General features: G+C 52.3%; 16 protein-coding genes. 6 read left to right on the top strand and 10 right to left on the bottom strand.

The features are described 5' to 3' along the window. Window positions 1-24: 24 nt before the first annotated feature. Window positions 25-2,448 carry an outer membrane protein assembly factor BamA gene (bamA, locus tag ACQ3G7_RS05495; protein WP_430889131.1) on the bottom strand — a complete coding sequence of 808 codons (2,424 nt, stop codon included), beginning with the start codon at window positions 2,446-2,448 and terminating at the stop codon, window positions 25-27. 134 nt (window positions 2,449-2,582) lie between these two features. Between bamA and ACQ3G7_RS05490 the strand changes: the two genes are divergently transcribed. Next, complete coding sequence (locus ACQ3G7_RS05490; RefSeq protein ID WP_430889130.1) at window positions 2,583-2,777, top strand: hypothetical protein; 195 nt, start codon at window positions 2,583-2,585, stop codon at window positions 2,775-2,777. Window positions 2,778-3,237: 460 nt separating this feature from the next. Here ACQ3G7_RS05490 and ACQ3G7_RS05485 read toward each other — a convergent pair whose 3' ends face one another. After that, complete coding sequence (locus ACQ3G7_RS05485) at window positions 3,238-5,502, bottom strand: TonB-dependent siderophore receptor (RefSeq protein ID WP_430889129.1); 2,265 nt, start codon at window positions 5,500-5,502, stop codon at window positions 3,238-3,240. 434 nt (window positions 5,503-5,936) lie between these two features. Next, window positions 5,937-6,854 carry a LysR family transcriptional regulator gene (locus ACQ3G7_RS05480; protein WP_430889128.1) on the bottom strand — a complete coding sequence of 306 codons (918 nt, stop codon included), beginning with the start codon at window positions 6,852-6,854 and terminating at the stop codon, window positions 5,937-5,939. Window positions 6,855-7,025: 171 nt separating this feature from the next. Here ACQ3G7_RS05480 and ACQ3G7_RS05475 point away from each other — a divergent pair, with 171 nt between their 5' ends. The 4 genes from ACQ3G7_RS05475 to ACQ3G7_RS05460 all read left to right on the top strand — a co-directional run bounded on the left by ACQ3G7_RS05475 (window position 7,026) and on the right by ACQ3G7_RS05460 (window position 10,925). Continuing rightward, complete coding sequence (locus tag ACQ3G7_RS05475; RefSeq protein WP_430889127.1) at window positions 7,026-7,775, top strand: SDR family oxidoreductase; 750 nt, start codon at window positions 7,026-7,028, stop codon at window positions 7,773-7,775. Between the two features lie 146 nt (window positions 7,776-7,921). Beyond that, the gene (locus ACQ3G7_RS05470) at window positions 7,922-8,887 is read left to right on the top strand and encodes a fatty acid desaturase (protein WP_430889126.1); all 966 of its coding nucleotides are present in this window, start codon (window positions 7,922-7,924) and stop codon (window positions 8,885-8,887) included. Then, complete coding sequence (locus ACQ3G7_RS05465) at window positions 8,853-9,668, top strand: phosphate/phosphite/phosphonate ABC transporter substrate-binding protein (protein ID WP_430889125.1); 816 nt, start codon at window positions 8,853-8,855, stop codon at window positions 9,666-9,668. Before ACQ3G7_RS05470 ends, ACQ3G7_RS05465 begins: the two co-directional genes overlap by 35 nt. 165 nt (window positions 9,669-9,833) lie before the next feature. Then, the gene (locus ACQ3G7_RS05460) at window positions 9,834-10,925 is read left to right on the top strand and encodes an NADH:flavin oxidoreductase/NADH oxidase (RefSeq protein ID WP_430889124.1); all 1,092 of its coding nucleotides are present in this window, start codon (window positions 9,834-9,836) and stop codon (window positions 10,923-10,925) included. A 51-nt stretch (window positions 10,926-10,976) separates the two neighbouring features. Here ACQ3G7_RS05460 and ACQ3G7_RS05455 read toward each other — a convergent pair whose 3' ends face one another. The 5 genes from ACQ3G7_RS05455 to ACQ3G7_RS05435 form a co-directional block, all read right to left on the bottom strand. Then, window positions 10,977-11,174: a hypothetical protein gene (locus tag ACQ3G7_RS05455; protein WP_430889123.1), complete on the bottom strand. Its 198-nt coding sequence runs from the start codon at window positions 11,172-11,174 to the stop codon at window positions 10,977-10,979. Between the two features lie 175 nt (window positions 11,175-11,349). Next, entirely contained in the window at window positions 11,350-12,999 is a 1,650-nt protein-coding gene (locus ACQ3G7_RS05450) for a methyl-accepting chemotaxis protein (RefSeq protein ID WP_430889337.1), read from the bottom strand. Between the two features lie 258 nt (window positions 13,000-13,257). Next, window positions 13,258-15,852: a bifunctional diguanylate cyclase/phosphodiesterase gene (locus ACQ3G7_RS05445; protein WP_430889122.1), complete on the bottom strand. Its 2,595-nt coding sequence runs from the start codon at window positions 15,850-15,852 to the stop codon at window positions 13,258-13,260. A gap of 374 nt (window positions 15,853-16,226) precedes the next feature. Then, a complete protein-coding gene (locus tag ACQ3G7_RS05440; protein WP_430889121.1) occupies window positions 16,227-17,936 on the bottom strand; it encodes a pectate lyase in 1,710 nt (569 codons plus the stop codon). A gap of 72 nt (window positions 17,937-18,008) precedes the next feature. Further along, window positions 18,009-18,710: an oligogalacturonate-specific porin KdgM family protein gene (locus ACQ3G7_RS05435; RefSeq protein ID WP_263097673.1), complete on the bottom strand. Its 702-nt coding sequence runs from the start codon at window positions 18,708-18,710 to the stop codon at window positions 18,009-18,011. A gap of 842 nt (window positions 18,711-19,552) precedes the next feature. On the opposite strand from ACQ3G7_RS05435, the gene ACQ3G7_RS05430 reads away from it, so the two are divergent. After that, window positions 19,553-20,158, top strand: coding sequence for a helix-turn-helix transcriptional regulator (locus tag ACQ3G7_RS05430; RefSeq protein ID WP_430889120.1), 606 nt, complete (start codon window positions 19,553-19,555; stop codon window positions 20,156-20,158). Between the two features lie 40 nt (window positions 20,159-20,198). On the opposite strand, the gene ACQ3G7_RS05425 is transcribed toward ACQ3G7_RS05430, so the two are convergent. Both ACQ3G7_RS05425 and ACQ3G7_RS05420 read right to left on the bottom strand, forming a co-directional pair. Beyond that, window positions 20,199-21,092 carry a proline iminopeptidase-family hydrolase gene (locus ACQ3G7_RS05425; protein WP_430889119.1) on the bottom strand — a complete coding sequence of 298 codons (894 nt, stop codon included), beginning with the start codon at window positions 21,090-21,092 and terminating at the stop codon, window positions 20,199-20,201. Window positions 21,093-21,176: 84 nt separating this feature from the next. Continuing rightward, complete coding sequence (locus tag ACQ3G7_RS05420; protein WP_263097670.1) at window positions 21,177-21,932, bottom strand: LuxR family transcriptional regulator; 756 nt, start codon at window positions 21,930-21,932, stop codon at window positions 21,177-21,179. Window positions 21,933-22,026: the final 94 nt, after the last annotated feature.

Genomic DNA, 22,026 nt, shown 5'->3' with positions numbered 1-22,026 from the left:
GTAAGAGATCGTCCGTTATAACGGTTACCAGGTTTTACCTATATTAAACTGGAACTGCTCCGCTTTATCTCCGTCATATTTTTTAAACGGCTCCGCCCAGGAAAAGACCAGCGGACCCAGCGGTGACATCCATTGCAGAGCAATACCGGCAGAAAAACGAATATTATAGGGGTCGCTGTAATCGGGAAGTCCCGCTGCCTGGGTTTGTGCGGTATTGCGCCAGGTGGTATTCCAGACCGTACCGGCATCCACAAACAGCGACGTGCGAACGCTGTCGGCATATTTATCGCTAATGAAGGGCGTCGGCACAATAAACTCACTGTTCAACACCACCATAGCGTTGCCGCCAGATGCATCGGACGAGGTTTTTAACGGGCAGGCGCTGTAGCTGCTTTCCGAACCATTACAGCGATAGTAAGCCGATTTCGGACCGATGGTATTCGACGAGAAACCACGCACCGACGATGAACCGCCCGCGTAGAAATTGTCGTAAAACGGCACTTCTTTGCCATTCAATCCACCGGCATAGCCTGCACGCAGATGCTCCATCCACACCCAGTTTTTGTTTTCGGCTAACGGCACATATTGCGTCGTATCAAACGTCAGCTTGTAGTAGCTGTTATCCGAGCCCGGAACGGTGACTTTCCCGGTTAAGCTGCTTTTGTTCCCCGCACGTGGAAAGTAGCCGCGGTCAAGATCGTTATAGCTCCAGCCGAGGCTGGTGAAGAAGTCATTAGCACTGTACTCCGCATTGCTGTCGCCATCTTTGGTGACCACATCCGGGTAAATACCGCGCGAGTTGAGATAGCGCCAGGTGTTCAGCTCCGGCTCCATATTGGTTATCCGGTTATGCACATAATCGAGCCCCACATTGAGCGTATTATTTTCGCTGATAGGGAAGCCCAAATTGCCGCCCAGCCCGTAACTTTGCTGGTTATAGCTGCCGGTATCGGCATCGGATGCGTCGTAGCTGTTGTAGAAAATTTTCCCGCCAAGGCTGATGCCATCAACGGTATACCAGGGATCGGTGATACCCAGCTCGATATAGGATTGGTAGCTGCTGCGCGTGCCGTTGAAACTGACGCTATTGCCCGAACCCAGCCAGTTGTCCTGAGTGACGCCCAGTTGATAGCTAATGCCGCTGTCGGTGCCATAACCAATACCGAAGTTAAAGGAGCCGGTGTTGCGTTCCTTCACCTTATACACCACATCGACCTGGTCCGGGACGCCGGAAACCGGCACAGTCTGAGTGTCGACGGTTTCAAAAAAACCGGTGCGATCGAGGCGCTCTTTCCCTTGCTGCACTTTGTCGTCGTTCAGCCATGACCCCTCCATTTGACGCATTTGTCGACGTAATACTCTGTCGCGAGACGTATCATTGCCTTCAAAGCGGATCTGGCGCACGGAGTAACGACGACCCGCATTCACGTTAATATGCAGGCGGACGGTTTTTTGACCATCGTCGATTTCAGGCTGCGTTTTCACCTGCGGCCAGGCGTAACCATATTTGCCAAACAGCTTCTTGATATTACTTTCCATGCCGGTAATGGCTGCGCCGCTGTAAGTTTTGCCTTCAAGCGCTTTCGCCAGCGCGTTAACTTCTTCATTGTGCTGCACGAGATCACCGGTTACCGTCGTGCCGGTGACCTGATAACGCTCGCCCTCGGAAATAGCGATGGTGATGTATAACGATTTTTTATCCGGGGTCATACTGACCTGGCTTGAGGTGATATCAAAGCGCGCATAACCTCTGTCGAGATAATAACTACGCAGTGTTTCAATATCGGCTTCTAATTTTTGCTTCTGATATTTTTTATCGGCAATAACATTCCACCACGGCACCTGGTCACGCAACTGTAACTGATTGAGCAGCGTTTCCTCGCTAAAAGCCTGGTTACCAATAATATTGATCTGGGCGATTTGTGCTGAAACGCCTTCCTGGAAAACAAATTTTAAATCCACGCGATTGCGCGGTAATGGGGTGACCACCGCATGCACCTGCGCACTGTATTTCCCAACGCTGTAATAAAAATCCTGTAGCGCTTTTTCAATATTCGCCAGGTTATTACGATCGAGGGATCCTCCTTCATCAATTCCGCTGGCGCTTAAGTTCTGCTTCAATAATTCATCTTTAATGGCTTTATTGCCGGAAAAGCTGATTTTGGCGATGGTCGGCCGCTCTTTTACGTTAACCAATAATGTGCTGCCGTCGCGCAGGATCTGCACATTCTCAAAGTTTCCGCTGGCGTACAGCGCGCGTATTGACTCACTGATATCGTCATCGCTCACGTCTTCGCCTGTTCTTACTGGCATGTTTAACAATGCTGCGCCAACGGTGACACGCTGCAACCCGTCGAAACGGATGTCATCTATCCGGTACGTGGTGGCGGCCTGCAAGGCAAAAGGAGAGAGCAAAAGTCCGGCGATGATATTGCGTTTTTTAAACATGAATATGTCGTCTAAGAGATATATAGCGTAGAGAGCCTGCCGAAGTTAACTCTGGGCGATCCCTGAACAACGATCGAATTTACCCAAAACACCCCGAATAAAAACGCAGAATCACATTTAATTATGGTGAAACAATGGAGAAAGGATGGATAATTCCGGTGAGTAAAAAGTTATTTAATGATGGAACTTTTTTGCAACTATCCCATCAAAATGGCGTCGGCGATGAATCTAATATTGTTTTATTTTGCGTATTAAATGCAAAAAAAAAGCCCCCTTCTTCAACGGGGGGAAGGGGGAAAAGTTTGTTAGGATTACAGTCCTTTGAATAAAACAAAGAACGCGATAACAATAACCTTTAATACGCCAGATAAAATGGAGCCAGCATGAATAAATTATGGGGCTGGTGTTGACGTTTTATTCATTAAAGAAAACCCTGTCTCTAACGTGGCTATATTCTGGCAAATGAACTGAACAGACTTCTGCGGTAATAACAGAGGACTGGATGATGCGAGCAGCGAAGCGCGTGGGGTTCCCCCCTTCACCGCATTGCTGCGGTTGGGATTTGGAAGGGGGGAAGAGGTACTACATATGAAGGAGCGGCATTGCGCCACTATTGACCCTGACGGAATTCATTTCCAGCAGAACCAACGAGGCAATAATAAACCTACACCGTGAACGGATTATGCAGAAGCGGTGAAGATTTTGTCATCATATATAACAATGCAGGCATACCGCGCGTTGCTGAATAAAAAGCCGGAATATCCTTATATTCCGGCATGGCGATGAGCATCAAAAATGCGTATTGACGCTGACATAGAAGGTACGGCCGGATTCGTTATAGGTCTCCGCACCTGCGCCATACAGATACGCGCCCGTGGTAGAGTTACCGGTGGTCTGGGCGTTACCTGCGCGATAATGGCGGACATCAAAGATATTCTCAATGCCGCCGGTCAGGCTCAGGTTTTTATTCACCGTCCAGGTCGAACTCAGGCCAACGATACTGTACGGGCTGATTTCATTCAGCTCGCTACCGGAAACTGCTTCACCTTTGTAGTTAAAGCGTTTCGGTTTCTGGCGTCCGTACCAGGTAAAGGTGCTTTGCAAAGAGAGATCGTCACGTACCTGCCAGGAGAGCGCAGAGTTCAGCGTGAATTGCGGGATCACCGACAGACGATCGCCGGTCTTCTTATTTTTACTTTGCAGTATCCAGGTCATGTTGTTGGTCCAGTTAACGGTCTCGCTTACCGGCACATTCAGCGTGCCTTCCAGACCTTCCACCAGCGCTTTGGGAATGTTTTCCCATTGATAGATACTGGTTTTGCCGTTGCTGGCGGTGCCGACGGCGGCGTAACCAGACTCGATCTTATTGTGGTAGTCGTTACGGAACCAGGTAATGCCCGTCTGGAAGCCGTCGTGCTTGTACTCAATACCGATCTCTTTGTTGACACTGGTTTCAGCTTTCAGATCGTCGTTACCCATCAGGTAACAGGCGGCGCTGCTGTTGTAGCAACCCTGACCGTTGCTGTAGAGAATATAGTTCGGGTTGAGCTGGTAGAGGTTCGGCGCTTTGTAAGCGCGGGCAATCCCCAGTTTCAGCGTCCAGTCTTCCGCCAGCCCCTGCGACAGGTTTAGCGACGGGCTCCAGTTATCGCCCACAATGCTGTGGTGATCGAAGCGCAGCGCCGGGGTCAGCATGGTGCTGTCGGTGAGTGCAAGGTTATCTTCGGTGAACAGAGAGAAAATCTCGGCGCTGGAGTAAGGGCTACGACCCGTGCTGTCGATGCCGGAGATCGAGCCATACGAGAGCGACTGGGTGGTGGATACCCCGTCTTTCATCCTCTGCTGGTTCCACTCGGTACCGACGGTCAGGTTTTGGTCCACACCCAGCGTAAAGGGGATGTTGATCTCGCTGTGCAGCAGTACATCTGCCAGGTCGATATCGGAGAACTTATCGCTGGAGAAGATCCCTTCCGTGCCGCCAGCCAGGCCTTCATTGATCCTTGAGTTGCGGGTGCGCTCATATTGAGCGTAAGTGTTGGTAGTGACGCCATTGTCCCAACCGCCGGTCCAGGTCACGCCATAGGTCTGTCGGTAGAGGCGGTTGGTCTCTTTGCCGTATTTGCTCTTCACCAGCGTACTGGTGTTGGTATTCTGCGTGTCGCCCGCATACAGGTTGCCCTGGCGGCTGTAGCCGGATTCAAATTCCAGCGCCTGCATCGGCGCAAACTCCCAGCGCACTTTGCCATGGATATCTTTGTTGATCACCCCTTCGCGACCCGCCGGATAGGAACCCGCATAGGTGCCGGTACGCGCCGCTTCGTGGCCGGAGTTAATGTCCTGCGCATCGGCCTGAGTTTTACTCAGATTGCCCCACAGGTTAACGCTGACGGTATCCGAAACCGGGCCGTTAAGACTGAAGTTGGTGCGTTTTGTCGCGCCTTCTTTGCGATGCTGCGGTGCGTTCAGGTAAGTGTTCCAGGAGCCGTGCCATTCGTTCTGGTTCGGTTTGGTGACAATATTCACCACCCCGCCCATAGCGCCGTTGCCATAACGCGCGGCGGCCGGGCCACGGATCACGTCGATATGATCGATCATTTCTGCCGGTACCCAACTGCTGTCGCCGCGGCTGTCGCGATCGCCGCGCCAGCCATAGCGCACCGCGTTACGGCTGGTGACTGGTTTGCCATCAACGAGGATCAGCGTATTTTCCGGTCCCATGCCGCGAATATCGATTTGGCGGTTATTTCCCCGCTGTCCGCTGGTGGAGTTACCCGTCAGGTTTACGCCGGGTTGTGTGCGGATAATTTCCGACACATCCCGTGCGGGGGGATGCTTGCTGATTTCATCCGCCGTAATGGTGGAAACGCCGGAGGCCTGTAAGGTCTGTTTAGCGGCGGTCACGACCAGCGTATCTTCATTTTGCGCGGCTGTGCTGTCGGTTTTCTGGGTGGCGTCAGACGTATTGTTGGTGTCAGCGGCGTATGCCGGAAGCGCCAGTCCCCAGAGAGCCATGTGAACCAGCATGGCCAGTGAGTAGTGCGAAGTATGTTTCATGCCATATTCCCTGTTTTCTTCTTGTACGCTCGGTTCTCGCTTTCCACTGCCGACGCATTTTGCAGACGTCGTGACGCCTCCTTATGCCGTGGCGTTAAAGATATAAGGTAAAGCCGGTACCCGGCCTTTCAGCGCCAGCGAAAAAGGAATAAAGCGAGAGAGGTTAATGCATGACGTTATTAGCAAGCTAAATCATGCACTAACGACGGTAGTGGAAACGGCATTGATTATCAAGATAATAATCATTCAAACATTACCAAATATAATATCGTTTATAAACAGTAAGTTAAAATATTATTAGAGTGAGCTTGCATTATTGAACATTTATTAAAGATACAAGATTACTTATTTAACACATATTTTGTTCATATTTTCTTCATGATGTTTTTTATTCAACAATGTTTAACGGGATAATATTTTCCGCACGCTATTTTTTATTTCATCACGCGACCGCTGATTCGCGCCGGGAAACATTCCAGCAGCCAGTCAATAAAAACGCGCAGGCGGTGTGTGAGGTGGCGGTTTTGTGGGTAGACCACGTGGAAAGGGTACGGTGCCGGGCGCCACGCACTGAGGATCTCCACCAGCGCCCCCTCTTTCAGCGCTGAGCAGGCGGCATAACTGAACGTCTGGATGATGCCGAGCCCCGCCAGCCCGGCGGCGAGATGGGCGTTGCTCTCATTAATACCAATGCGGTGGTCGACTTTGATCTCGGTTTTTTCGCCGTCGCGGGCAAAGCGGAAAGGGAACGCTCTGCCCGTTTGCGGCGAGAGATAACTGACCAGCCGGTGACCGTTTTTCAGCTCCTGCGGATAAGCCGGCGTGCCGAACGTTTGCAGGTAACCCGGTGTTGCGCAGGTGATCAGCGTCGCCGCGCCAATATGGCGGGCAATCAGCGAGGAGTTATCCAGCGGACCGCCGCGGATCACACAGTCAATATTGTCGCTGATCAGGTCCACGGAGCGATCCGACACGCCCAGAACGAGACGAATATCCGGGTAACGCGCCATAAAATCGGGCAGGGCGGGGATCAACACCTCTCTGGCTGTCGAACCGCCTATATCAACGCGTAACTGGCCGCGTGGTGTGCTGCGCGCCACGTTAAAGCCGGTATCAATATCTTCCAGATCGCGCAGAATACGCGCCGTTTTCTCATAGTAATCACGGCCTTCCGGCGTGACGGTAACCCGCCGGGTGGTGCGTTGCAGCAGGCGTACGCCGAGGTGCGCTTCCAGCTCCTGCACCAGCTTGCTCAGCGTTGCATTCGGCATCTCCAGCGAATCCGCCGCCCGGGTAAAGTTGCCTGCTTCCACGACGCGGGCAAAGGCCCGAATTGCCATTAACTGATCCATGATCTTCTCCTGCAATGTTCTGCATGATTATACACAGTGGTGAATAGTCATTTTCATTTTTCACTATTTTTCAATAAAAGTCCCGGCGCTACATTACCGCCATGCCTGAGGCGACACGCGGTGAACGTTCAGGCGCATCCATTAACCCGATACTGATATGAGGAATAAATCATGAACACTGCATTGAGCGGAAAAATTGCGCTGGTAACGGGCGGGACCAGCGGGATCGGTCTGGCAACGGCGAAAGAGCTGGTAGCGCAGGGGGCACGCGTGTTTATCACCGGTCGTCGGCAAAAAGAACTGGACGCCGCCGTCGCGGAGATCGGCCACGATACCACCGGCTTCCGTGCTGACGCATCGGTACTGTCCGATCTCGACACGGTGTATGCACACATCGCCAAAAGCGCCGGGCGGCTCGACATTCTGTTCGCCAACGCAGGCGGCGGCGATATGTTGCCATTAGGCGCCATCACGGAAGCGCATTTTGATCGTATTTTTGCCACCAACGTGCGCGGTGTACTGTTTACCGTACAGAAAGCCCTGCCGCTGCTGGTTGACGGTGCGTCCATTGTGCTGACCGGGTCGACCGTTTCGATCAAAGGCACTGCCAACTTTAGCGTGTACAGCGCCAGTAAAGCGGCCGTGCGTAACTTTGCCCGCTCCTGGTCGCTGGATCTGCAAGGGCGCGGGATCCGCGTGAATGTGGTCAGTCCGGGGCCGGTGCGTACGCCGGGTCTGGGGGAGCTGGTGCCGGACGAACATCGCCAGGGATTGTTCGATGCGCTTGCCGCGCAAGTGCCGCTGGGCCGCCTCGGCGAACCGGAAGAGATTGGTAAAGTGGTCGCGTTTCTGGCCTCCGATGCCGCCAGCTTTATTAACGGTGCTGAGCTGTTCGTCGACGGCGGTATGGCGCAGATTTAAGCGCGAGAAACAACACGCCCCCGTCAGCGGCGGGGGCGTGAGATTTTCCGTTTTGTGCAATAGCTAAGTGATTTAAGTACGTTGTCATTTCCGGCTTCCTCTCGCATCGTTGCGCTGAAAAGAGCAAGCAGCGAGCGTGTGCGTGAATGGCGAAAGGGCGTCCGGTTTATTTACATCAACAGCAGCGTGATTTTATCCGCCAGCTATCCCGTAGCTGGGTATGGCGCAGCGAACTGCCTACCTGGGGCGTGATCATTGCGGTCTACAGCGGCTGGTTCGCCACGTTGGCCTGGTGGAACACGCTGGGGCTGTTGCCAGCAACGGCGCTGCTGGTGGTGTTTACCTGCTGGTATATGTCGGTCCAGCATGAGCTGATCCACGGTCACCCTACGCGTGTTGCCTGGTTCAATCAACTGCTGGGGAGCTTGCCGCTGGCGATCTGGTACCCTTACGGCCTCTACCGCGACTCCCACCTGGCGCATCATCGCAGCCATTTACTGACCCTGCCGGAAGACGATCCGGAGTCCTATTATTTTTCTCCTCATCGCTGGCAACACCTGTCGGGCTGGCGGCGAACGGTTATTCATTTACGTAATACTTTTATTGGCCGTCTGCTGCTGTCGCCGTTACTGGACATCGGGCAACTGCTGGCGGGCATGGTGCGGGCATTCTGTCAGCGACAAGGTAAAACGATAACCATGTGGATTGTCCATATGGCGCTGCTGGCTGTGGTTTTCACCTGGCTGGCCTGTTGCGACTTCCCGGCGCTGTGGTATGTGCTAATGGTGAGTTACCCGGCATTGGCTATCACTAAAATCCGCTCATTTCTTGAACACAAGGCAGCAGATGATCCGCTGGCGCGTTCGGTGATCAACGAAGCGGCGCTGCCGTGGCGCATCCTGTTTCTCAACCTGAATTATCATGCGATCCACCATGATTTGCCCGGTGTGCCCTGGTATGGTTTACGCACGATTTATCTGCGTGACCAGGCCGCCTGGCGGCAGCGCAATCGTGGTTTTCTGGTGCGCGGCTATAGTGAATGGTTACGGCGCTTTTTATTGACCCCGGTGGACGTGAATGCACACCCTGGCTTCCCACAGCGCGATGAGTAACATTGCGTTGCCGATGTATGACCTGTGTCGCCCGCACACGCGTGCGCTGCTGGAGGCCTTGCAAACCATACTGGCGGAGCACGGTCTGCGGGCGGAGCGCTGTTGGCCCGGCGACGATCTGCTTAGCCACTGGCAACGGGACGATGTGTTGCTTAGCCAGACTTGCGGCTATCCGTTGATGACCACCCTGAGCGAGGTGCAGACCGTGGGCTGTTTTCACTATCTGGTACCGGGGTGCGAAGGTATCCACTATCGCAGTCTGCTGGTGGCGCGCGAAGCGGATCGCGGAAAGGCACTGGCGGATTTTCGCGGTCGCCGTGCCGTGTGCAATGCCGTGGACTCCCAATCCGGCTATAACGCCCTGCGCTATAGGGTTGCGCAGCTACCGGGAGCGGGGCGCTTCTTTGCCCATGTCGCCGTTAGCGGTAGCCACCGGCAATCACTGGTTGAACTCCGGCAGGCAACGGCAGATCTCGCCGCGATTGATTGCGTTACGTACGCGCTTTTGCAACGCCATCAACCTGCGTTACTCACCGGGCTGGCGGTGATAGGGCAAAGCCCGCTATCCCCGGGATTACCGCTGATCACAGCCAGCCAGACGACCGCGAAGACCGTGGTGCTCTTGCAGGCAGCGTTGCGCCAGTTAGTGAATGACGTGCGCTACCAGGATCGTTGTGCGGCTGCGTTGATTGGTGGTTTCTCCCCGGTCACTCGCCAGACGTATATTCCCTTGTTGCAGTGGCGGGACGAGGCGGCGGCGCGCGGTGTGACGCAGCTATAACGACGGGATATCTCCACCTCTTTAAACAGGTTTTGAAAATGAACAGCCCAAAAAGGGCACATTCCGCCAACGACAAGCTTGGGCATCCGGCGGAGAGTCATGGGCGGATAATGTTGTCTTTTGCTGTCCTGGCGCGTCATTGAACAGCCGGAATAAGGATGATGAATGAGCAAATTGTTTTCGCCAGTCAACCTGGGTCAGGTTGAACTGGATAACCGTATCGTCATAGCCCCGATGTGCCAGTATTCCGCCGTCGAGGGGAAAGCCACTGCCTGGCACCGTATCCATTTGGGTAACCTGGCGTTATCCGGCGCGGGGTTGCTGATCATTGAAGCCACGGCAGTAGAGCCTGCTGGCCGTATCTCTCCCCAGGATCTCGGCCTGTGGGATGATGAAACGCAGGCAGCACTGCGTGAGGTTATTGAGGATATTCGCCACTATTCGCCGATAAAAATCGGTATCCAGCTTGGTCATGCCGGGCGTAAAGCCTCTGTCAGCGCCCCGTGGTCAGGCGGCAAGCAGCTCTCAATTGAAGAGGGCGGCTGGCAAACACTTTCTGCATCGAATCTGCCCCACGATCCTGCGGAACGTGCGCCGCGAGAAATGACCACACAGGATCTGGCGCGGGTGAAACAGGGATTTGTCGACAGCGCCCTGCGCGCGGTGGCGCTGGGCATTGAGCTTATTGAGATCCATGCCGCCCACGGCTATTTATTGCATCAGTTTCTTTCGCCGCTCTCTAATCAACGCAGTGACGAGTATGGCGGCAGCCTCGATAACCGGATGCGCTTTCCACTGGAGGTCTTCCGTGCGGTGCGTGAGGCGGTGCCTTCAGCGGTGGCGGTGGGGATTCGTATCTCCGCCACCGACTGGGTGGAAGGCGGCTGGGATTTAGCCCAGTCTACGGTACTGACGCAGAAAATTGAGGCGGCAGGCGGCGATTATGTTCACGTCTCCAGCGGCGGGCTCTCACCGTTGCAGAGCATTAAGGTGACGGCGGGGTATCAGGTGCCGTTCGCTAAAGCGCTGCGTGAGCAGACCCGGATGCCGGTCATTGCCGTCGGGTTGATCACGGAACCGCAACAGGCTGAAAGCATTCTCCAGCAGGGTGAGGCCGATCTGATCGCCCTGGCGCGGGGCGTGCTCTACGATCCCCGCTGGCCGTGGCATGCCGCAGCAGCGCTGCATGGCGCTGTGCACATTGCGCCGCAATACCGGCGCGCCGAGCCGCATGGCGTGAAGGGCACGGTGAAATAACACGTCAATGCCGGTTAAACGTCAGCCCACCCTCCTTTGGCGGGCTGACGGTCACACACCTTTACGCACCAGATCCGCTGCTTTCAGAAAAACCGTATCTTCAACGCCGTCGCCCCGGTTTCTGCCTTGCCGTTCAATTTCCTCAATGATTGCATCCCGGCTAATCGACTTGCGTTCTGCAACCAGGCCAATCACTGCTGCGCCAATGGCTAATCCAATGAGTCCCGTCTGCTCATCATTGAACTTCATGCTAAAACCCTCTTTTTCTTTTCTGCACCTCAAAAAAATTAGCACAAGGTGTATTTTTCGCCATTCAGCAGAAAAAGAAGGAATATCAGTTGGCTAGGGAGATTTTTAGCGGGTGGAAGCAATAAAAAACGCCTGAGGGGGGCCTCAGGCGCAGAGTCAATCATGCCGAAATGGATCAGAACGACTGCCAGTTATCACCGGATGAGGCCAGCGCCAGATTGGCAGGTTTGCGTAAGCTTTTACTGCTCTTCTCAGCGGTATGCCGGCTTGTGCTTACCCCGGAATCAAACAGGGCGATGGCTTTGTTTAACTGCTCAGCTTCTTTTTCCAGGGAGACGGCGTTCGCTTTCGCTTCCTGAACCAGCACGGCGTTTTGCTGCGTCGCGCCATCCATTTCGGTCATGGCCTGGCCGATCTGTTCGATCCCGCGGCTTTGCTCTTCTGAAGCAACGGAGATCTCGGTCATTAATTTATTCACCTGCTCAACAGAGGTGATAATTTTAGCCATTGCTCCACCCGCTTCCTGAACCTGCTCCGCACCGGTTTGCACACGGGTGACGGATTCCTGAATTAATGTTTCGATCTCTTTCGCTGCCTGCGCGCTGCGCTGCGCCAATGCGCGAACCTCGCTGGCGACCACCGCAAAACCGCGACCTTGCTCACCCGCACGTGCCGCTTCTACCGCTGCGTTCAGTGCCAGCAGGTTAGTCTGGAAGGAGATACCGTTGATCACCGTGGTGATGTCGGCAATTTTCTGCGAGCTTTCGGAAATTCCGTGCATCGTCTTCACCACCGTGGCGGTGATTTCGCCCCCTTTCTGTGCGGTATGTTGCGCTTCTTCTGTCAGTTTGCGCGCGTCACGGACGTTGTCGGCATTATTTCGCACGGTCGATGTTAACTCTTCCATACTGGCTGCGGTCTGTTGCAGCGCGGCGGCCTGCTGATCGGTACGCCCGGAGAGTTCATCATTGCCTTCGCGGATCTGGTTGGTGTTGCGATAAATAGCAGTGGAACTATCTTGAATCGTTTCAACTGTGGTGCGTAAGCTTTCCTGCATGCTGCGAATATAAGGAATCAATTGCCCGGCGCAGTTACGGCCAAACTCATTCAATTCATGGTTAAGTTTGCCCGCCGTTAACAGTTCCAGGTGACCTTTGATCATACCAATCGGTTTTACCAGGAAGCCCACCAGATAGCGGTCGGTGAGAAGCAGCGTCAAAATACCGGCTATCAGCGCGCTGATCAGGACATATTTATTAAAGACGACCTGAGAACGGGTCTGGTCGAGTAAGTCATTAGACTGGATTGCCTGGGTATATTTTTCCGCCGTGGCGCCAAACTGTACGCTCAGCGGCGGGTAGGTTTTACGAAACAGTTCGCGAAACTGATCGGTTTGTTTCGTTTGTGCAGCATTCAGCATCGGCACGATGCCATTATTCAGCAGGGTTTCCCAGTCACGAACCATGGCATCGACCACTTCTTTATCCACGCCAGGGTGCTGGGCCTGGCGAAACTTCGCCAGCATATCTTGCGTGATGGCCAGCGCTTTACCTGAGGTGGCAAAGGTTTTTTCTGCGTTAGCTTCATCGCCAGACTGTTGAAAATCTACTGCGCGTAACATCCGGGTTACTGAGCGGAAATACTGATCGTTGCCTTTTACCAGTAATGAGTAGGCATTTTTTTGTTCAGCATTCTGCGTTAATAAGTGATCGATTCTCGAGAAATTTTGAAACGTCAGGAAGGTGGCCATTGCCCAGATAATGCTGAATAACGACAGAATGATCAGCAGCATTTTACGGATAGTTATATCGCGAAGTATTGTCATCATGTTTCCCCCGGTAATAGATATTACCCTTCAGGTTGGTTTGGCCTGCAGTCCGGCTATTTTACCCTCCTGGTTATCGTGACCAGAACGCCTCAGGCGTTTATAAAACGGTCTTTTGTTTTTTTGAAAAAGCGTTTTACGATGTGAAAATTGATTTAAATCAATTTATGGATAATAGAACATAAGAGATGATATTTTTCCAGTGGTTTCGTCACAGAAATAATTATATTTGCAGTGGTGTTTTGATGATTAGCAGACTCAGTGTTTTTCTGCTGATAATAATGTCTCTTCGACGGTAAAATTTGCGTTAAGTTTAATTTTTTCGAGGGTGGTGGGGCGGCTAATAAAATACCCCTGAACAATGTCGCATTGATAAGATCTAAGTTGCTCCAGTTGTTCCAGTGTTTCCACACCTTCCGCGGTGACCTCCAGATTATAATCTTTTCCGAGGTCAATGATTTTTTCCACTATTTTGTGTGCGGTTTCAGAATCATTCATGCCAAAGACAAATGACTTATCAATTTTGATGCCGTCAAAGGGGAAACAGTTCAGATAATGCAATGAGGCATAACCGGTGCCGAAGTCGTCAATAAGTAATTTGACGCCTAATGATTTTAACTCATGCATCACTGACTTGGTGGTATCTGGCCCATTGAGCGTAATATTCTCAGTCAATTCTAACTCCAGCCTTGATGCCGGGAATGCCGCTTTCTGCAACGCATTTTTTACCCGTGACACCATCGACGGATCCCGACACTCAACGGGGGAGATATTGACGGAAACCGACATGTTTTCAAAGTGTTGACCCACTTCTTCGCACGCCTTGCATAATACCCAATCGGTAAGATCAACAATAATACCGGTCTCCTCCGCCAGCGGAATAAACAGATCTGGCATTAATAAGCCGTAACCCGGATGTTGCCAGCGGACCAGCGCTTCTACAGAGGTAATGCGTGAGCTACGAAGATCGTAGCGCGGCTGGTATAACAAAAACAGCTGCCCATCATTAATCGCTACACGTAATTCTCTTTCCAGTTCACGGCGTTGCACAATTTGTCTTTCCATATCCGGCTGATAAAAGACATAATTATTTTTGCCGGCGTTTTTAGCTTTATAAAGAGCAATGTCCGAGTAACGCAGTAAATCTTTTGCGGTCAGCGCATCTTTCGGTAATTGTGCAATACCAATGCTGACACCAAGGTGAATGTCATTGCCATGAATAAACAGCGGCTGGTTAATTTCCGTAATGATCCGCTGACAGAACACCTGAATATCTTGTTCGTTTTCAACATCCGGTAAGATAACAATAAATTCATCGCCACCCTGGCGAGCCACCAGGTCGGTACTGCGTACACATTTACGTAATCTTTCTGAGACTTCGCTCAATACTTTATCTCCCGCCGCATGACCATAAATATCATTAATGGCTTTAAAGTCATTGATATCAATGCTCATCATGACCAGCGTTCCGGCCTGCGCATTGTTCGACAGCAGCTTGCCATCCAGAAACTCTTTCATCATTAAGCGGTTCGGGAGCCCGGTTATTTCATCGTGATGCGACAAATATTGAATACGCGCGCTGGTTTCTACTTCCAGCGTGACATCGGTGGCGGTTCCGCGAAAGCCAAGACTGCCATCCGCCAGCAGTACACGCTTGAGCGTTAAATTACAAAAGCGCGGGCTGCCCAGCGCTGAGACATAACCACATTGCGAGAGGGTAAGGCAGTTACCCGGATGCGGTAACTCAAGCCAGGTGGCGAGTGCGCTGTTTTCCCCGACCAGAAAGTCGAGAAAACTGCGCCCCAGCCACTCCTCAATATGATTGCCGGTAACCACCGGGAAACGGGTGGAAATCCAGGTAAGCCGCAATTGTTCATCCGCTTCCCAGATCCAGTCGGTCGTGGTCTCCACCACATCGCGAAAACGGCGTTCGCTGGTGGATAGCGCCTGACGACTCTGCTCCAGCAGGAAGGTTTTTTCGTCGTTCATTCGCGCCCTGGCTAATGCTTTACGTGCCAGGCTCCAGGCGAAAAGCACGGAGGTTGTCATCAGCAGGACCAGCAGAGGAAGCACCCAGGTTAGCAGCGTATCCGCCGGGTTTTTATTGTTCCATTGCAGCTCAAGTGATGTGCTGCCGACGTTAATCGTGGCTTTATTTTTGCCTTTGGCGTCAGGTGTGGCGAGCGTAAGCTGGTTAATGCCGTACTCTTCCCCCAGACGTTGCAGTTTCGCAGGCGTTAATGTATCCACGAACACCATGAGCGAACGCTCAGCCGGTCTGATAACGTCATCGGTATCGTCAGAGATGATCCAGGCCGCGGCAAGGATTGCCGGTGTTCCGTTGCGCATAACCAGATGCGAAAGCGCCTGGCCATTACTGACCAGCAGCTCTTTTTTTAACGCATTAATAGGGTTAAAGCCGAGTGCTTGCTCAAGCGGAATGGCCTGTAACTGACCGTCAACGACGCTGTAAGGGGTGGTGCCTGTCGGTGAGATAACAAATACGCCGTCATAGCCAAATTTGGTGTATAGCGATGCCCCCAGATTTTTCTCATCCCACGCCCAGCGCGTGTTTATCTGGCGATGTAAATTATCATACGCTTCGTCCCAGTCTGCATTATCGGCGAGATGCAACCGGATGTTTTCCTGCGTATTTTCAAGCGCTTTGACTAATAAATGGCTGTCACGTTTGTAGGTCGTCTGAATTAAGTCATTTTCCGTTTGAATCAGTGCAAACAGGGTGGTCAGAAAGATAAAACTCATCAACGAAACCATCAGAATGATGGTTTGCTTCATGATGCTATGCGTGTTGCCGGTCTGAGGATAGGGCGTTTTGCCATCAGCTATACTCATACAATACCCTGTGATACTGAGATCGTTCTGGTTCTTATCATCATTAACGGCAGAATGGTGAATTTATTTAAGACATTGTGCGTGTTAATTGAGTGTGGGCTCGTTTTTGTGATGCTGCCATTTTTTATTTTTAGCAGAGGGAATGCTCTTGCTGACATTAATTTAGATTAAGTCAAAATAAATAAGATTAATTGAGTAACAGCCATAATGGATGCGTTTTTTTATTGTTTTGAATTTTATGATTTTTATTTTTATTAAGAAAAAACGCAAACAGGAATGTGAAAGACTCTTTATTATTTCTCTTGCCAGGGAGAGGACCGGGCGATAACGCGGGAACCCCTCCCACGGCGACGCCGTAAGAGGGATTGAAAGGATTACTTTTTCCCATTCGGTTTAAGCTGCTCGCCGGGTTTCAGGCTGAACAGCTCATCATCACGCGTCGAGTATCGCACGCTGCCATCTTCCAGCCGGTAAGCCCCTTCAGTGAACCCCGCGCCGTTCAGGAACGGGGCGACGGCATCCGGTTTCCCGCGAAACGCGGCTTCCAGCGCCAGCAGAGCGTAAGGCGCAATGTTGTCGATATTGGCATAGATATAGCCGGGATCGTCAACAAAGAAGCCGTTCAGACGTTTGCTGGCGATGATGTTCTTCGCCACGTTATCCGCCAGTTCAAGGTAGCTTTTATTGCCGGTGGATTGCGCCAGGTCGATCAGTGCGAAAATGGCGTACGGTTCGCTGTTTTGGGTATTCAGATCCAGCTTGCTGTTTTTACCGCCTGGCTCGCCAATGTCTCCCAACCCCTGGCCCTGCGCAATGCCGCGCGCCACTTTCCAGATTTCTGCGTCCTGCTCCAGTGTCCAGGCACGGGCGTAAGAGAGCAGAAACTCATTGCCTGCCGGATAGGGTTTAAGCACCGTTCCTTTTTTACCGTAGTAGCCATCGCGTTTTAACACAAAGCCCGAAAGATCGGTGCCGTTAGCCAGCATCGGCCGGAAGCTGTTGGTCTGCGCATCATAGGCATAGTGGGCGAACGCTTTCAGGCCATCCAGCGTCCATTTTTTAATATCCTCGCCGTCGCGTCCCAGCGATTTCGCCAGCGCCAGCTGCATTAATGCATTTTCCGAATAGAGGGTGCTGGTGCGGCCTTTCAGCATCATATTGCCTTCCAGCGCGTCCGGGCCGAATTCCGGGCCAAACTGACGCTGCGCGCGATCGCCATATTTCGAGTTGGTATCCGTATCATCGGTGGTTTCAGCGCGTTTCAGCGCCTGGGTAAACTGATAAACGCCCAGTCCGGTTTTTTTATCGCGGGGCAGAACGTACTGGTGCGCCAGCCGCTTCGCCCAGGTCAGTGCGCCTTGCTCATGATCGTATTGCCAGAGCAGGGAAGCGGAATAGATCAGGTCGTTCCCGGCATTAAGGAAACTCAGCCCTTTGGTGGCGAAGAACGGCGGCTGCTGTTCAAAATCGCTGGCCCACAGTTTGCCCATCGCTTTGCCGTATTCGCCGTGGCGACTGGTTTCCAGTATTTTCCAGTCATAAACATGTGCATTCCAAAACGCGCGGATAAAGCGTGCGGTGGCGGGTTTGTCGACGGCAAACATCAGCTCGTAGTACGGGTAAGCATTTTTCAGCTCATGTACTTTCTCTTTTTCGCTTGGCCCTTCCGGTTGCAGCGTCTTCAGGTCAATAAAGCGGTGCCCGCCCCACAGCAGTAAGCCGCTCTTATCCTGATAGTGCTGGAAGTAGTAGCGCACGTTGTTTTCGGCGAGTTGCTTATACTTCGGATCGCCGGTCAGATTGCTCAGCCCCACCAGAACGCGCATCAGGTTTTGCTGTGCCGAGAAGTTTGACAGCACAGCGGTTCTCCCGTCGGGGAAGATCCACTCCATCTGTTTGCCGGTGCGCGGATCCACGCCATTTGCCAGCAACGGTACGCCAGGGTGTTGCTTATCGCCGGCTTTGTCGATAACCGTATCGGCAAAGGTTTTTACGCTGCTCAGTCGTGCACTCTCCTGCGCAGCGGCGTTATAAGAGAAGAGGCTTATCAGGCCAATCGTTAGCGCCAGTGTTGAACGTTTCATTTTTCATCTCATCGCTAAAAAAGGGATTTCCGCCGAAATCCCTGATTAATTTAGAATACCTGCCACGTGGCATCAGAAATTATATTTCACACCCACGCGATAACGGGTCTGACGCTCATCGGTGTATTTACTGCCGGAAACGTTGCCCACTGCAACGTAAGGCGACCAGTTTTTATCCAGCTTGTAGGTTAATTTAAAATCATGTGACCAGTCATAGTTTTCGTTGTCGGCAATCAGCACGCCCGCAGAGGTGGCGTGTTTGTAATCCAGCTCGTAGTCGAGCTGATAATCATTAAACAGTTTCCAGGAGATGGCGGCGGTCAGGTTGTAGCCGTTTTCGCTGGTATCTTTTGTGGTGCCGATATTGCCGGAGTTGCGCTTGAAGTAAGGACGGTAGCGCAGCGTGGCGCCGACATCGCTGGTGATGTTCACTTTTCCGCGCAGATACGGGCGGTAGTTGTTAGAGCTGGAGCTGGAGTCCAGTGAGAAGCCCGGTTCAATCTGGAAAGTGGGGTTGATTTTATAAACATAGCTGGCAACCACTTCAGTGCCGTTGCTGACCGTTTCGTGATAAGCCTTGTCTTTATTCTGTGAACCTTTCCATTTGCCTTCCAGCGACAAACCAAAACCATTGGCAAAACGGTGTGACATTAATAAACGGTCTTTGTGATTATTTCCTCCGCTGTCATTAATTTCATGACGATAATCAAATGTCACAGCATGGGCGGCAATGCTCATTAAAGGTACGGTAACGAATAAAAGCGTGCGTAACATAAAAACCCCTATTATTTATAGTCAAAAGGTACAAGATGTCCTCTGCGAAATTGCAGATGGTTTAATTCAACGAGGAATGGATAATTCACTCTCATTGCAAAGCGATATAATTAGCAGGCCTAATTATTATGCCGAATATAGTCACCTGCGATGGCTAAAGATAACCGCGGCGATACTGCATATTTAAAGTGGCGTGTGGTGCCGGGTGCCTCCCGGTGAATTGCAGGCCGATCTCCACAATTCGTCCATAAAAATGGAACCTCATTGAGGTTAATCTCATATCAGCATGACCCCGCCGCTTAGGGGGATTCACCACACAGAATACGTTGTTAAGGATCATTGAATGATTGCTCAGCAACAGCTTTCTTTGTTTTAATCGATAACAATGAATTAACTGGAACGCACTTTTACACAATTTGAAATGATGTTTTGAGACTAAGATCGAACTTTAAAGAGAGAATAAAAAATAGTAAAAATGCGTTTATAAAGATAATCTTAATGTAAATAATTTCTTTAAAATCAATAAGATTTGATACTTACATACAGTGGTGTATGTGATCGTTATAATAGTATTTGGGGGGGCTAAATAAATAGCGTGGTAAATTTATTCCTGGAATAAAACGCGAACATTTGACAAAAAATGCAATACACTGGGAACATCGGTAAGCGAAACGCAAGGGACATCATCACCGCGTTGCTGTCTTTGCCGCATAAACGAAACCTAAACAAACCGGTTCTGGTGAGTTGATCTGCCTGAAAACATCACTAACAATCAGGAAAAAACAGAAAATGCCTCCGTCCACGGAGAGTCAAAATAAAAACATTACCTCTGGAGTACCTACATGACAATCTATGGGAAGGATCGCCTTTTCATCTATGGAATTGAGAAAATACTCAGGGATCTGCGTCCGGAAAAGCGTCGCCATTCCCCCGGCAGCGAATCGGCAATATACGTGACCACGGGTATGGATATTGTGGAAATGTATTCGTTGTTTTTCTCCTATCCCCCCGGTCATTACGCCATTTTTATCTCTTCCGAACGCCATTTTGATTCGCTAACGCTGCTTTTCCCCGGACTGGTGAAATTGTGCCTGGCGGAAAATATCCGTCCTGAAGAATTGCGTCAGGCGCTGAATGTCATGACGCTCCTGTCGGAGCAAAACCGGCATCCTGGTTATCACCACCGCACCTTTAAGTTCACCAGCGCCGAGCAGCAGATCATGCGGCTATTGCTGCGCGGGCATTCGGTAGATGATATCGCCCGCATTCGCGGCGTGAGCCCGACCACGGTTAGTGTGCAACGCAACGGTATGATGAAGCGCACCGGCACCCGTAGCCTGCAGGAGCTGTGCTCGGTGTATGCGGCAATGCGCAGCGGCGCAGAGCGGCCATCGGCGAACAGCGCTGCGGGTGTCAAAGCGCTAAAAAAAGCGCCTTGCGGCGCTTAAAGAGGAACAAACACAATCAACACGGTGTTGGCAAAGTACATCAACAGGTTTTCGCTAAAAAGTCGCTGACGGTCTTCATGCATAACGGCCGCTCTTCGACATGGGGCATATGGCTGGAGGATTCAAATATCACCCATTGCGCCCCGGTAATATTGTCCATAAACGGTTGAACGACTTCCGGCGTGGCTTCGTCGTAGCGCCCGGAAATCAGCAGCGTTGGCGCGCGAACCCGGTGCAGCCTGTCGATAATCGTCCAGTTCTTCATACTGCCGATAACGTGAAATTCCGTCGGGCCATTCATTGCGTGATACACCGTGGGATCGGCATCCATCGCCTCGAAGGTGCGTTTTACCTCGTCGGGCCAGGGGGAGAGGCGACAAACGTGGCGCTGATAAAACACCTGACTTGCGGCTTTATAGTCTGCGCTGTCCAGCGTGCCTGCCGCTTCATGTTCCAGCAGCGTCGCCTGCACCTCCGGCGGCAGCTCTGCCCGTAGCTTCGCTGCGCCTTCCAGCCACAACGCCATCGACGCCGGGGAGTCGGCAATGATCACCGCTTTTAACCCGTGCGGTTGATTCACCGCATGCTCCGCCGCCAGCATGCCGCCCCAGGACTGGCCGAGCAGGGCGTAATCATCGGCAATTGCCAGCGTGTGCAGCAAGTTATTCAGTTCGTCGAGAAACAGCGAAGGGTGCCAGAAATCCGGGCTTTTCTGCGGCAGGTGGGTTGAGCGACCATTACCCAACTGATCGTAGTGGATCACCGCGCGCCCGGTTTCGGCGATATCTCTAAAGGCGTCGACGTAGTCGTGGGTGCAGCCCGGTCCGCCGTGGGCGACAACCAGCGGCGTCTGTCCGTTGTGCAGATCGCCGCAAATGCGAAACCAGGTCTGGTATTCCCGGAAGGGGGCATAGCCTTCGCGAATGGTGTACATGAATGACGTTTACCCTGTTAAGTGAACCGACTTTCAGGTTAGAACGCCGAAGGCACGACTGAACACTAGCAAAAATGCTAGTTCTTAGCTGTCCAGCAAACGGTAGTGCAATGCGCGGACCACCGCCTGCACGCGGTTTGTGGCGCCGAGTTTTTTGGCAGCAGTGTTCAAATGCAGCGTGACCGTCGCGACCGAACGATGCAGTTTGCGGGCAATCTCTTTTGCCGTCAGTCCTTCGGCGGACCACGCCAGGCATTCACGCTCGCGGTTACTCAGTTTGACATGGCGACAAGTGCGCATTGAGGCATCGAACAGCGGAAACGCCGACTCCTGAAAGCGGTGCGCGAGGAACGTCAGTTGCGCCAGCGTATCGCTGATATCCCGCTCCTGCTGCTGGCGGGCAACAATGCCGGTCAGCGTAACAAACCCGCCATTTGGCAGATGTAACGGCACCGTCGCGCCGCACGGCATATTGTGATCGCGCATATAGTGGGTCACTTGCCGGGCGGTGTTATCCAGCCGTCCCTGCAACGCGCTGCGATCCGGGCGCTGATAGGACCAGACAAACGGCGCGCAGCTTTCCAGCGCAAAGTGCTGAACCGGATCCACCTGGTAGTAACCCCGTTCACACCATAGCTGGCGCATGTCCTGCGGCACATTGCGCATTTCCAGTAGCGATGGCGTGATAAGGTCGCCTTCCAGCGAGCGCGGGACCGGCGTGTAGTCATAAATCACCGCATCAAAACCCAGGGCTTGCGTTTGCGCGAACAGCCCGTCGAAAGCCTCTTCCAGCCTGTTGACGCCCGCAGCGGCAGGACGTTCGATTTCAACCCGCATCATTACCCCCTCACGTTACGTGCCGCCATGCCACGGGCATGGTTTGTGCAAATTCACCGTCACCTCCACAGAGGTATGCAATTCCGGTGCCGCCCCG

This window comes from Kosakonia sp. N21 (assembly GCF_050587465.1).
GTDB lineage: Bacteria > Pseudomonadota > Gammaproteobacteria > Enterobacterales > Enterobacteriaceae.
This window is presented reverse-complemented; position numbering and strand designations above follow the sequence as displayed.